17 protein-coding genes and 2 riboswitches are annotated in these 12,020 nt (G+C 65.2%); of the genes, 12 read left to right on the forward strand and 5 right to left on the reverse strand.

Translation table 11 applies throughout. The features are described from left to right. Positions 1 to 7 precede the first annotated feature (7 nt). From EXN22_RS13580 to EXN22_RS13635, 12 genes are read left to right on the forward strand one after another with little or no spacing between them, the layout of a single operon-like run. Entirely contained in the window at positions 8 to 1,708 is a 1,701-nt protein-coding gene (locus tag EXN22_RS13580; protein WP_130264543.1) for a GspE/PulE family protein, read from the forward strand. After that, positions 1,689 to 2,486, forward strand: coding sequence for a hypothetical protein (locus tag EXN22_RS13585; RefSeq protein ID WP_130264544.1), 798 nt, complete (start codon positions 1,689 to 1,691; stop codon positions 2,484 to 2,486). Before EXN22_RS13580 ends, EXN22_RS13585 begins: the two co-directional genes overlap by 20 nt. A gap of 1 nt (position 2,487) precedes the next feature. After that, positions 2,488 to 3,030, forward strand: coding sequence for a pilus assembly protein (locus EXN22_RS13590; RefSeq protein ID WP_130264545.1), 543 nt, complete (start codon positions 2,488 to 2,490; stop codon positions 3,028 to 3,030). Next, positions 3,017 to 3,565 carry a type 4a pilus biogenesis protein PilO gene (gene pilO / locus EXN22_RS13595; protein ID WP_130264546.1) on the forward strand — a complete coding sequence of 183 codons (549 nt, stop codon included), beginning with the start codon at positions 3,017 to 3,019 and terminating at the stop codon, positions 3,563 to 3,565. The genes EXN22_RS13590 and pilO overlap by 14 nt, the downstream gene beginning before the upstream one ends. Then, complete coding sequence (locus EXN22_RS13600) at positions 3,565 to 4,065, forward strand: hypothetical protein (RefSeq protein WP_130264547.1); 501 nt, start codon at positions 3,565 to 3,567, stop codon at positions 4,063 to 4,065. The genes pilO and EXN22_RS13600 overlap by 1 nt, the downstream gene beginning before the upstream one ends. Further along, a complete protein-coding gene (locus EXN22_RS13605; protein WP_130264548.1) occupies positions 4,062 to 5,885 on the forward strand; it encodes a secretin N-terminal domain-containing protein in 1,824 nt (607 codons plus the stop codon). Before EXN22_RS13600 ends, EXN22_RS13605 begins: the two co-directional genes overlap by 4 nt. A gap of 3 nt (positions 5,886 to 5,888) precedes the next feature. Continuing rightward, positions 5,889 to 6,365 (forward strand): type II secretion system protein, encoded by a 477-nt coding sequence (locus EXN22_RS13610; protein ID WP_130264549.1) that lies wholly within the window; start codon positions 5,889 to 5,891, stop codon positions 6,363 to 6,365. Positions 6,366 to 6,370: 5 nt separating this feature from the next. Then, a complete protein-coding gene (locus EXN22_RS13615; RefSeq protein WP_130264550.1) occupies positions 6,371 to 6,745 on the forward strand; it encodes a type II secretion system protein in 375 nt (124 codons plus the stop codon). Further along, a complete protein-coding gene (locus EXN22_RS13620; protein ID WP_130264551.1) occupies positions 6,720 to 7,250 on the forward strand; it encodes a type II secretion system protein in 531 nt (176 codons plus the stop codon). The genes EXN22_RS13615 and EXN22_RS13620 overlap by 26 nt, the downstream gene beginning before the upstream one ends. Next, on the forward strand, positions 7,247 to 7,639 hold the full coding sequence (gene csgE / locus EXN22_RS13625) for a curli production assembly/transport protein CsgE (protein ID WP_130264552.1): 393 nt from the start codon (positions 7,247 to 7,249) through the stop codon (positions 7,637 to 7,639). Before EXN22_RS13620 ends, csgE begins: the two co-directional genes overlap by 4 nt. Continuing rightward, positions 7,636 to 8,052 (forward strand): curli assembly protein CsgF, encoded by a 417-nt coding sequence (locus EXN22_RS13630; RefSeq protein ID WP_130264553.1) that lies wholly within the window; start codon positions 7,636 to 7,638, stop codon positions 8,050 to 8,052. Before csgE ends, EXN22_RS13630 begins: the two co-directional genes overlap by 4 nt. Positions 8,053 to 8,080: 28 nt before the next feature. Beyond that, positions 8,081 to 8,923: a CsgG/HfaB family protein gene (locus tag EXN22_RS13635; protein WP_130264554.1), complete on the forward strand. Its 843-nt coding sequence runs from the start codon at positions 8,081 to 8,083 to the stop codon at positions 8,921 to 8,923. Positions 8,924 to 9,013: 90 nt separating this feature from the next. Here EXN22_RS13635 and EXN22_RS13640 read toward each other — a convergent pair whose 3' ends face one another. From EXN22_RS13640 to EXN22_RS13660, 5 genes are read right to left on the reverse strand one after another with little or no spacing between them, the layout of a single operon-like run. Then, the gene (locus EXN22_RS13640) at positions 9,014 to 9,259 is read right to left on the reverse strand and encodes a DUF1272 domain-containing protein (RefSeq protein ID WP_130264555.1); all 246 of its coding nucleotides are present in this window, start codon (positions 9,257 to 9,259) and stop codon (positions 9,014 to 9,016) included. A gap of 14 nt (positions 9,260 to 9,273) precedes the next feature. Then, positions 9,274 to 10,020: a precorrin-4 C(11)-methyltransferase gene (cobM, locus tag EXN22_RS13645; protein ID WP_130264556.1), complete on the reverse strand. Its 747-nt coding sequence runs from the start codon at positions 10,018 to 10,020 to the stop codon at positions 9,274 to 9,276. 30 nt (positions 10,021 to 10,050) lie between these two features. Continuing rightward, positions 10,051 to 10,449, reverse strand: a complete 399-nt coding sequence (locus EXN22_RS13650; protein ID WP_130264557.1) for a cobalamin biosynthesis protein — start codon at positions 10,447 to 10,449, stop codon at positions 10,051 to 10,053. 4 nt (positions 10,450 to 10,453) lie between these two features. Next, positions 10,454 to 11,146: a CbtA family protein gene (locus EXN22_RS13655; protein ID WP_130264558.1), complete on the reverse strand. Its 693-nt coding sequence runs from the start codon at positions 11,144 to 11,146 to the stop codon at positions 10,454 to 10,456. Positions 11,147 to 11,157: 11 nt separating this feature from the next. Beyond that, entirely contained in the window at positions 11,158 to 11,343 is a 186-nt protein-coding gene (locus tag EXN22_RS13660; protein WP_130264559.1) for a CbtB domain-containing protein, read from the reverse strand. A 98-nt stretch (positions 11,344 to 11,441) separates the two neighbouring features. Then, a riboswitch (cobalamin riboswitch) is annotated at positions 11,442 to 11,671 on the reverse strand. 59 nt (positions 11,672 to 11,730) lie between these two features. Beyond that, a riboswitch (cobalamin riboswitch) is annotated at positions 11,731 to 11,929 on the forward strand. The last annotated feature ends 91 nt before the right edge of the window (positions 11,930 to 12,020 follow it).

A 12,020-nucleotide genomic window follows, 5' to 3' on the forward strand; every position in this document is an offset into this window, starting at 1 on the left:
GCAAGCCATGGAACCGTTGTCGCGCGTTGCCCCCGTTGTTGCCAGCACCCCGGCGCCCCTTGGCCGCGTGCTGCTGGCCCAGGCCAGGGCCAGTGCCGAACTGCGTGGCGAACGCCTGCTCGATACCTTGCAAACACTCAGCGGCCTTGAGCCTGGCGACTTCGTCCAGAGCCTGGGCGCCACCCTGCATTACCCGGTGCTCGACGCTCAGGCCCTGTTCGCCGCCACGCCGCTGTTCGAGCGGGTCAGCCTGGCCCAGTGCCTGAAACGTGAATTCATCCTCCTGCAGCAGGCCGGCCTGACCCTCGGGGTGTTCGCCGACCCCTTCGACGATGCCCGCCTGGCCTGGATCGATGAGTGCCTGCAAGGCGCGCCGCTGTACCTGGTACAGGCGGCCGAACTCAAGGGCTTTCTGGCCCGCCACGAAGAAAGCTTTCACGCCGTGGACTCGCTGGACACCGAGGGCGAGGCGGCCAACGAACTCGACAGCCTGCAGAGCCTGTCGCTGGCCAGCATCAGCGAAGACCAGAGCCGGGTGGTCAAGCTGGTCAACTCGACCCTGTACGACGCCCTGAAGATGCACGCCAGCGACATCCACCTGGGTGTGACCGGCAACGGCCTGGTGATTAAATACCGCATCGATGGCGTGCTCAACAGCATCAGCAAGGTCAATGGCAGCGAGTTCGCCGACCAGGTGATCTCGCGGATCAAGGTCATGGCCGAACTGGACATCGGCGAGAAACGCGTGCCCCAGGATGGCCGTTTCAAGATTGGTATCAGCGCCCGGCAGATCGACTTCCGGGTCTCGATCATGCCGAGTATTTTCGGCGAGGACGCGGTGCTGCGGGTGCTCGACAAACAGGACCTGGCCGACCGCGTCAGCGGCGTGCAACTGCAAGCCCTGGGTTTTGAAGCACACACCTTGCGCAGCCTGCGTCGCCTGGCCAACGAACCCTACGGCATGATCCTGGTCACCGGCCCCACCGGCAGCGGCAAGACCACCACCCTCTACGCCATGATCAGCGAGATCAACCACGGCGTGGACAAGATCATCACCATCGAAGACCCGGTCGAGTACCAGTTGCCGGGGGTGCTGCAGATTCCGGTCAACGAAAAGAAAGGCCTGACCTTCGCTCGCGGCCTGCGTTCGATCCTGCGCCACGACCCGGACAAAATCATGGTCGGCGAAATCCGCGACCCGGATACCGCACAGATCGCCGTGCAGTCGGCGCTGACCGGGCACCTGGTGTTCACCACCATCCACGCCAACAACGTCTTCGATGTGATCGGCCGCTTCAGCCAGATGCAGGTCGACCCCTACAGCTTCGTCTCGGCGCTCAACGCGGTGCTGGCCCAGCGCCTGATCCGCCTGGTCTGCCCGCACTGCGCCGCCCCCCGCCAGCCGAGCGATGAAGAACTGGCGGCCTCGGGCCTTGAGCCTGGCCAGGTCGACCACTACCGGTTCGTCCACGGCAGCGGCTGCGGCCAGTGCCGGGGCAGTGGTTACCGCGGGCGCACGGCGATTGCCGAACTGCTGCACCTGGACGACGACCTGCGGCAGATGATCGTCGAGCGCAAGCCCCTGGCCCACATCAAGACCCTGGCCTGCCAACGCGGCCTGCGCCTGCTGCGCAGTTCGGCACTGGAACTGGTGCAGCAAGGCAGGACCACCCTGGAGGAGATCAATCGTGTCACTTTTATCGCCTGATCGCTTTATCGCCGTGCTCGGCGCCCAGGGAGTGGGTCTGTGCCAACGCCAGGGAACAGGACAGCACTGGCTGGGCAGCCTGGACTTTATCGCCGAGCGCAGCCAGGCCTGGGCGGTTGCCCTGGAATCGCTGCAACACCTGCTGGCTGAGCAACCGTGCAAAGGTGCGCAGTTGCAGGTGCTGCTGTCGGCCCACTACAGCCGCTTCTGCCTGGTGCCGTGGAGCGCCGCGATCAGCACCCCGGCGGAGCTGCAGCACTATGCCCGGGCCTGTTTCGAGGCGCATTACGGCCAGAGTCTTGAGGGCTGGCGTATCGTCGTCTCGCCCGAAGCTGCCGGTTGCCCGCGTATCGCCAGTGCCGTGCCGCAAGCCTTGCTCGATCAGCTCGATGCTGTGTGCCGCAGCCTGGGTGTGCGCCTGCGCTCGGCGCGGCCCTATCTGATGGCGGCCTACAACCACTTTGCCGAGCAATTGGGCCAGGGCGATTTTCTCTTCGTCCTCGCCGAGCCACAACGCAGTGTCTGCCTGTTGGCCCAGAACGGCGCCTGGCACCAGGTCAGTGCCCAGGGCAGCGCTGACAGTGATCAGGCCCTGCAGGCGCTGATCGCCCGCCAGGCCGGCCTGCATCAGGGCGACGGGCAGTTGCCGGTGTACCTGCATGCGCCGGGCCGCCTGGAGCAACCGCCAGCGCTACACGGCGTGCAGCTGTGCGAGCTGGCGCCGACTGCGCTGGCGGTACGCGACGTGCTGTGCAACATGTCCCGGGCGGTGGCCTGAAATGCGCCGCCTGATGCTGGATTTTCAGCCCACCCGCACCGGGCTGCCCGCCTGGGCGCTGCTGGCTGCCGGCCTGAGCCTGCTGCTCGGCGCCGGGCTGTTGCAGCATGGCCTGGCTCAACAGCAGGCCGCGCTTGAGCAACAAGTCGAACAGCTCGACCGGCAACTGGGCAAACGCCCGCAGGCCGAGCCAAGCCTAAATGCCGCACAAAGCCGTGAGCAGGCTGAAAAGCTGGCGCAGATGCGCAGCGTCTCGCAGCAACTGCAACGGCCCTGGGAGCGCCTGTTCGGCATGCTCGAGGGACTGGAGCAGGACGACGTCGCCTTGCTTACCCTGACCCCCGACGCACGCAAGGGCCAACTGCGCATCAGCGCCGAGGCGCGCGATCTGGAAGCCATGCTGGCTTTCCACAAGCGCCTGGAGGCCAGTGACGAACTGCGCGATGTGTCGTTGCTCAACCACGAAATCATCGCCAAACAGGCCGAGCATCCGGTGCAGTTCAACCTGTCGGCCACCTGGGAGAACGGCAATGCGCGTCCCTAGCCTGATTATTCATGAGCGCGCCCATAAGCTTGGCGTGGTCGGCCTGGCCGGTGCCGGGCTGTTGGCCCTGGCCCTGCTGTATGGCGCCGCGGTGCTGCCGGGGCAATGGCAACACCTGCAAAGCCTTGAGCAACAGCGTGATCAGGCCCGTGCGCAGGTCGTGCAATTGCAGCAGGGCACGTTGAAGCTGCCATCGGTGCCCCGGCACGAGCTGGAAGACTTTCACAAGCAGTTGCCGGCCCAGCCCCAGGCCACCGTGGCCATCGACCGCATCTACGCCCTGGCCAAGGCCGAGCAGATCACCCTGGCCCGCGGTGAATACGCCCTGGGTGTCGACCCCAAGACGCAACTGGCGCGCTACCAGATCCTCCTGCCGGTGCGCGGCAGCTACCCGCAGATCCGCCGCTACGTGCATGCCTTGCTCGGCCAGTTGCCGGCACTGGTGCTCGAAGACATCGACCTGCAACGCAAGAAGATCGGCGACCGCGAGCTGACCGGGCGCATCCGTATGACCCTTTATCTGTCGAGGTCATGATGAACACTCAACGCAGCCTGGCCTGGCTGGGATTTCTCGGCACCGCCGCGGTGCTGGCCTGGGGGCCGGGGTACTTTTTCGACGACGCGGCTGAAGACGGCGAGCCAGCTGTGACCGTCGCCAGCGCGGTGGCGGCAAGCGTGCCGGTGCCGGGTCAGTCGGACAGTAAAGCAGCGCCGCTCACGCCGCGCGACCTGTTCCCGAGCAAGAGCTGGAAGCCTGCGGTGCAAGTGACCACGGTCACCGAGCAACCGGTGGTGATTGCCCCGGTGGCCCTGGCGCCCACCGCGCCGGCGCTGCCGTTCCAGTTCGTCGGCCGCCTGGATGATCGCGCCGATCAGCAGGTGTTCCTGCAAAGCGGCGAGAAGCTCTACGTCGTGCGCCGTGGCGACGTGATCGATGACACCTACCGGATCGAGCAGATCTCCGCCACGGAGCTGAGCCTGGTCTACCTGCCGTTGCACCTGTCCCAGACCTTGTCTGTAGGGAGCGCACCATGATTTCCACCAGGCTGTGCAACAAAGCGCCGTACCTGATGCTGGCCCTGTGTGTCGCCCTGGCCGGATGCGGCACCTCCGGGGTACGCAAGGACGCCCAGGCGCTGATCGGCGAAGGCCAGTACGAGGCCGGCATTGCCCAGCTCGAAGAGGCGCTCAAGGAGCACCCGCGCGACACCGAACTGAACATCGCCCTGATCCAGGGCCGGCGCCAGGCGGTGGAAGCGCTGCTGACCCAGGCCGACAGCGACCGCAGCCGCCATGACTTCGGCGGTGCGCGCAGCGCTTATGGCCGGGTGTTGACCCTGGAGCCGAACAATCGCCGGGCCCTGGACGCGGTGCGCCAGATCGAGCAGATGCGCAACCTCGGCGAGCGCATCGCCCTGGGCCAGGCCGCACTGCGCGCAGGCGATCTGTTCGGCGCCGAGCGACACATGCGCGAAGTGCTGCTGCTCGACCCGCAGAACGAAGGCGGCCTGGCGTTGCGCAAGGACATCGAACGGGTGCAAAGCCGCACCGCGCAGCCCAACCCGCAGTTGCGCACCAAGCTCGAACGCCCGGTGACCCTGGAGTTTCGCGACGCCAACCTCAAAACCATCTTCGAGGTGCTGTCGCAGGTGGCGGGGCTCAACTTCATCTTCGACAAGGACCTGCGTCCAGACATGAAAGCGACCATTTTCGTCCGCGATGTGCGCATCGAGGATGCCGTGGCCCTGCTGCTGGAACAGAACCAGCTGCACCAGAAGGTGGTGAACGACAACACCCTGCTGATCTACCCGGATTCGCCGCAGAAGACCAAGGATTACCAGGAACTGGTGATGCGCACCTTCTACCTGACCAGCATCGACGCCAACACCGCGCTGAACATGGTCAAGACCATGCTCAAGACCCGCGATGTGTTTGTTGATGAGCGCCTGAACACCCTGACCATGCGCGACACCTCCGACGCCGTGCGCATGGCCGAGAAGCTGTTGCAGTCCCAGGACCAGTCCAACCCGGAAGTGGTGCTGGAGGTGGAGGTGATGGAGGTGGCCCGTTCGCGGATTCTCGAGCTCGGTCTGCAGTGGCCCAACACCTTCGGCATTCTCAATGCCGACGGCAATCCGGTGGGCACTCTCGACCAACTGCGCGGCATCAACTCCTCGCGCATCAGTATCGCGCCGGCGCCACAAGCCAAGATCAACGCCCAGGACAACGACATCAATACCCTGGCAAGCCCGGTGATCCGCGTCAGCAACCGCGAGCAGGCGCGCATCCACATCGGTCAGCGGGTGCCGATCATCAGCGCCACCTCGGTGCCCTCGACCCAGGGCCCGGTGATCACCGAAAGCGTTACCTACCTGGATGTCGGCCTCAAGCTCGAAGTGACCCCGGTGGTGCACCTGAACAACGAAGTGGCGATCAAAGTGGCGTTGGAGGTCAGCAACGCCAAGCCGCTGGAGCCGACCCGCCAGGGCACCATTCCGGTCCAGGTCGACACCCGCAATGCCCAGACCAGCCTGCGCCTGCACGATGGCGAAACCCAGGTGCTGGCGGGCCTGGTGCGCAACGACCAGGGCGGCAGCGGCAACAAGATTCCCGGCCTGGGCGATATTCCCGGCCTGGGCCGGCTGTTCGGCAGCAACCGCAGCGACAACAGCCAGTCGGAGCTGGTGCTGTCGATCACCCCGCGGATCATCCGCAACCTGCCGTACCAGAGCCCGTCGGACATGGAATTTGCCACCGGCACCGAAACCAGCATGCAGATCCGCAACCTCAACCGCAGTGTCGAGGTGCCGGACGACCAGGCGCTGGTGGCTGTGCCTGACGCAGTGAGGCCCTGAATCATGAAACGATCGATGGCAGGTTTCAGCCTGATCGAAGTGATGCTGACCCTGGCGCTGCTCGGGTTGCTGGCCTCGATTGCCGCGCCGCTGACCGAAACCCTGGTGCGGCGCAACAAGGAGCAGGAACTGCGCACCGCGCTGTACCAGTTGCGCGATGCCATCGACGCCTACAAGCGCGCGTTCGATGCCGGCTACATCGAAAAATCCCTCGACGCCAGCGGCTACCCGCCGAACCTGCAGGTGCTGGTCGATGGCGTGCGCGATGTGCGCAGTGCCAAGGGTGCCAAGTTCTACTTTCTGCGACGCATTCCACAGGATCCGCTGGTGGCGACGCGCAAGGACGATGAGCCAGGCGGTTGGGGCCTGCGCGCCTATGACAGTCCGGCGCAGAACCCGCGCGATGGCGAAGACGTTTTCGATGTGTATTCCCAGGCCCGTGGCAAAGGCCTCAACGGCATCGCCTACGGGCAGTGGTGAACAATATGAAAGCTAGCCGGGGCTTCACCCTGATCGAACTGCTGGTGGTGATGGCGATCATCGCCACGCTGATGACCATCGCCATGCCGCGCTACTTCAACAGCCTGGAAACCTCGCGCGAGGCCACTCTGCGCCAGAGCCTGGCGGTGATGCGCGAGGCCCTGGACCACTACTACGGCGATACCGGCCGCTACCCCGAATCGCTCGAACAACTGGTGGAGCAGCGTTACCTGCGCGGCGCGCCGCTGGACCCGATCACCGAACGCCGCGACCTGTGGCAGGTGGTAGCGCCGCCTGAAGGTGTCGCAGGTTCAGTGGCCGACATCAAGAGCGGCTCAACCGGGAGGGCCCGTGATGGCAGCCTTTATGCCGAGTGGTAAGGCCGGGCAGGCAGGCTTCACCTACCTGGGCGTGTTGCTGCTGATCGCCGTCACCGGCATGGTCCTGGCGGCCACCGGCACGCTGTGGTCGAGCGTCGCCCAGCGCGAACGCGAACGCGAGCTGCTGTGGGTCGGCGCGCAGTACGCCCAGGCCTTGCGCAGCTACTTTCGCAGCTCGCCGGGACTCGCTCAGTACCCGCAGAGCCTGGAAGAACTGCTCGAAGACAACCGTTACCCCGACCCCAGGCGCCACCTGCGCAGGCTGTACCCGGACCCGATGACCCACAGCGACGACTGGGGCCTGCTGCGTTCGATCGATGGGCGTATCACTGGCGTCTACAGCCGCTCCCAGGCGATGCCGCGCAAGCGCAGCGGTTTTGCCGCGCAGTGGGCCGAGTTCGAGGGCCTGGAGCACTACAGCGACTGGCAGTTCGTTGCCGAAAAAGCTTTTGCCGAAACCGCAGCGGGTGCGCGCAAGGGCCTGGCCCAGGGAGCCGGGCAATGAACCGCCTCAGTGCCTGCGCCCTGGCCCTGGTGCTGCTGGCCGGCACCGCCCGGGGCGGCGCCGAGGACGAGATGATGGGCTTTATCGTCGACAACACCATCTCGCACATCGGCCATGACTTCTATTACAGCTTCGCCGAGCGACTGCGTGCCACCAGCCGCCTGGATTTCAACCTGGTGGTACGCGAACGGCCCGACCCGCGCTGGGGCAGCCTGGTGACGGTCGAGTACGAGCAACGGGTGATGTACCGGCGTTTTCTGCCACCCAACACCACCGAACTCAAGGACGCCGCCTACGAGGCTGCGGACCTGGTCAAGGCGCAGATCATCCAGCGCAAGCTGCAGATGCTGCTGCAGGACACCACTGATCTGGAGAGGGACGAGCTATGAACAATAACAAAACCCGCCGCCTGGCCTTCGCGCTGCTGGCCGCCCTGGGCAGCCAGGCCGGCGCCACGGAGCTGGTCTACACCCCGGTCAACCCGGCGTTCGGCGGCAACCCGTTGAACGGCACCTGGTTGCTCAACAACGCCCAGGCGCAGAACGATCACGACGACCCGGCGATCAAGGACCGCGCTTCGGCCTTCGCCAGCACCTCGGCGCTGGAGCGCTTCACCAGCCAGCTGGAATCGCGCCTGCTGTCGCAACTGCTGACCAACATCAACAACGGCAATACCGGCAGCCTGCAGACCGACGCCTTCATCATCAATGTCATCGACGACTCGGGGGCCTTGAGTATTCAGGTCACCGACCGGGTCACCGGTGAGATTTCGGAAATCCAGGTCAACGGCCTGGCCCCTTGACGGGGCGGGACAACGGGGAGAAACAGCCATGAAACGATTTCTGAGCACACTGCTGATCCTGGCCGCCTTGCAAGGCTGCAGCCTGCGCGAGCCGATGTCGGCCGAACAGGACAGCGAAAGCCCGACCCTGACGCCACGCGCCTCGACCTACTACGACCTGCTCAACATGCCGCGGCCCAAGGGCCGGCTGATGGCGGTGGTGTACGGCTTTCGCGACCAGACCGGGCAATACAAACCGACCCCGGCCAGCTCGTTTTCCACCAGCGTCACCCAGGGTGCGGCAAGCATGCTGATGGATGCCCTGCAGGCCAGCGGCTGGTTCGTGGTACTCGAACGCGAGGGGCTGCAGAACCTGCTGACCGAACGCAAGATCATCCGCGCCTCGCAGAAAAAGCCCGACACCCCGGTGAACATCCTTGGTGAACTGCCACCGCTGCAGGCGGCCAACCTGATGCTGGAAGGCGGCATCATTGCCTACGACACCAACGTGCGCAGTGGCGGCGAGGGCGCGCGTTACCTGGGCATCGACCTGTCGCGCGAGTACCGGGTCGACCAGGTCTCGGTCAACCTGCGGGCGGTGGACGTGCGCAGCGGCCAGGTCCTGGCCAACGTCATGACCAGCAAGACCATCTACTCGGTCGGGCGCAGCGCCGGGGTGTTCAAGTTCATCGAATTCAAGAAACTGCTGGAAGCCGAGGTCGGCTACACCACCAACGAGCCGGCGCAGCTGTGCGTACTGTCGGCGATCGAGGCAGCGGTGGGGCACCTGCTGGCCCAGGGCATCGAGCGGCGCTTGTGGCAGGTGGCGGGGGATGACAGTGGCGACAAGGCGACCCTGGACAAATACCTGAGCCAGTACCAGACCCCGTGAGCAGAGCGGACTTGTTGTGGGAGCGGGCTTGCCCCGCGAAGCGATATAGCTGACAGAAAGCTATCGCGGGGCAACCCCGCTCCCACTAGCTCAGTGGCTTGTGCAGCCGTGTTCCTTGACGATCCGCTGGGTCGAGGCCGGGTTGTTGACCAGCTTGGCCGCCGAGCGCGCCGGTCGCTTGACCAGCTCTCCGCCGCAATTGGGGCACTGGCCCTTGAGCTGACGCTCATCGCAATCCTTGCAAAACGTGCATTCGAACGAGCAGATCAGGGCATCCTGGCTGTCGCCGGGCAGGTCAGTGCCGCAGCATTCACAGTTGGGGCGCAGTTCGAGCATGATCAGATCCTTTGTCAGGGGCGATAGAGATGGGCATGGCTGGCGCGATACAGCGCCGACTCGGAAAAACTGTCGCTGGCCAGTACCCGGCCGACCAGGATCAGTGCAGTACGGCGAAAACCCTTGGCCTGTACCTGCCGGACAATACCATCAAGCGTATCCAGCACCCAGTCCTGATCCGGCCAGGTAGCGCGATGAACCACCGCAATCGGGCAATCACCGCCGTAGTGCGGGCGCAGTTCCTCGACAATCTTCTCCAGGTGCTTGACCCCCAGGTGAATCGCCAGGGTGCTGCGGTGACGGGCCAGGTCGGCCAGTTGCTCACCTGCGGGCATCGGTGACTTGTCGCCATAGCGGGTGAGGATCACGGTCTGGGCGATGTCGGGCAGGGTCAGTTCGCAGCCGAGCAGGGCGGCGCTGGCGGCCACGGCGGTAACGCCTGGGATGATTTCATAGGGAATACCCAGTTCGCGCAGGTAGCGGATCTGTTCACCGATGGCGCCGTACAGGCTCGGGTCACCGCTGTGTACCCGGGCCACATCCAGGCCCTGGTCGTGCGCCTGTTTGATCGCCTCGATAATCTGCGCCAGGTGCAGTTCGGCACTGTTGATGAGCGTCTGCGCGCTGTGCCCTTCGAGCACGGCGGCCGGCACCAGGGAGCCGGCATAGATGATCACCGGGCAACGATGGATCAGACGCTGGCCCTTGACGGTGATCAACTCGGGATCGCCGGGGCCGGCGCCGATGAAATAGACGGTCATGGGGTGTCCTTGGCTGGAAAGCGCTGATTATCAGCGAAAATCACTGCTGCAGGCCAATGCCAGGCTGGCGTCGGCCTGCAAGGTCCGCGGTACCAGCAGGCGTGGCTGGCCAGCAAACTGCGCGGCCAGGGCCAGGGCGGCGCTTTCGGCCACGCCATAACAGCCGCTGTGCTGGTAGGCCACAGCAGAACGATGGCTCAGGTGGTGTTCGAATGCGGCTAATTGCGCCGCGCTGTAGAACAGCAGCGGCACGCCCAGGCGCCGGGCCAGCGCGTGCAGGCCGGGTTCGTCGTGCTTGAGGTCAATGCTGGCAAGGCCCATGACCGCGCCGGGCGGCAGGTCATGGGCGAGCAGGGTGCGGGTGAGCAACTCACCCAGGGCGTCGGCCGGGCAGCCGCGACGGCAACCCAGGCCGAGGTACAACTGCATCCCGTCAGGCCTGGCTGGAGCGGCGATACAGCCAGGCGCTGATCAGGCCCAGGGCCAGCCAGAACGCGGCGTTGGTCAGCAGGGATGCGACCTTGAACTCGGCTTCCAGGGCTTCTGGGGCGAGCATCTGGTGCACCTCAGGTTGCGGCGCGCCGATCACATGGGGCACCACCAGCAGCACCACGCCCAGAGCTTTCAGCAGCCAGTTGTGAGCGAACACAATCAACCCGAGCCCGACCGCAGTGGCGGCAGCGGTACCGACCCACCAGGCCTGACGCTGGGCCAGGTCGGCGGCAGCGGTGCCCGGCAGTTCCGGTGGCAGGCCCAGGGTCGGTGCCAGGCAGAACACGGCAAAGCCGCCCAGGCCCCAGAGCGCACCGCTGATCACCGTCTTCGGTGCGCGCAAGCTGTAGAGCGCGGCAAGGATCAGGGCGAAACCGACCGCCACCACCAGGTTACCGCCGGTGGTCGACAGCACCCGCTGCCAGCCGTCTTCCGGCGACCAGGCTTCGCTGTCGTGATGATGCTCGGCGGTGCCGGCGGCATGTTCATGGGCCGTCTCGACCGCTGGCGCGGCGCTTTCATAGGTTTCCGCCTGAAGAATCAGCGGCGCGACCCAGAAGCTTTGCAGCAGGGTCAGCAGCAGGGCGGCCAGCAGGCCGGTAAAGCCTGCGGTACTGGCAATACGCTTGATCATCGGGGCAGCACTCAGTGGCAAGGGAAGGCGGCGCTGTGGCGGGTATCGTGGGCAGCGTTGTGCACCGCTTCGATGTGCGAGAAACCGGCGAAGTACACCAGGCACAGGCCCAGCAGCGAAGCGCCGACAGCAACCAGCAGGCGTTGGCTGAGGCTTGAAGGGGTAACGGCTGAATGACTGGCGGTACTGGTACGCATGGCGCTTTCCTCTTGGTGTTGTCGGCAACAGGCAAGCGCAGCGAGCCCCTGCACGCGATTCGCCCAGGGGTTGCAACAGCGCCCGCCCACCGCGGGTTTGTTCGGTCTAGCGTTGGGCCGGTCTCCGGGCTGGTGAGGGTGGGGCAGGTGGCCACACCACAGGCGTCACCTTCCCATGCCAGACAGCGGGCACAGTGGTACTGACGCTTTTCTCACTTACCGTTGCGGGGGCAGCACCGGACTTGTCGTACACCTCAATAAAGAAGCGTATGACGCACCGGTTTCCCAGTTTCACCCTTACAGGGCACCCAAACGAATGGCCTTAGCAAATCACGGGCGCAGGCAGGCGTCAATCGTGACAGCAGTTGACCGCTCACCGGGCACTGCGTAGCCTAGCCGCTTCGAGGTTCTTCGGCGTTGGCCGAAGCTAAGACGGGAACGCGGTTCAAGCCGCGGCTGCCCCCGCAACTGTAAGCATTCAAGCGTTCGACACAGCCACTGCAAGCCTTGCGGGAAGGCGTCGTGCGACTGGCCCCGGGGCCGGTGCAATGCAAGCCAGGAGACCTGCCTCGAACAGTTTCCGACATTCAACCGGGCGGGGTGATCCGGTGGCGAACAGGCCAGGTGCGTGACACCTTTGGCGATCGTCCCGCATGCCCGCCATCCTGCCAAGGGCA

Source organism: Pseudomonas tructae (genome assembly GCF_004214895.1).
Taxonomy (GTDB): Bacteria; Pseudomonadota; Gammaproteobacteria; order Pseudomonadales; family Pseudomonadaceae; genus Aquipseudomonas; species Aquipseudomonas tructae.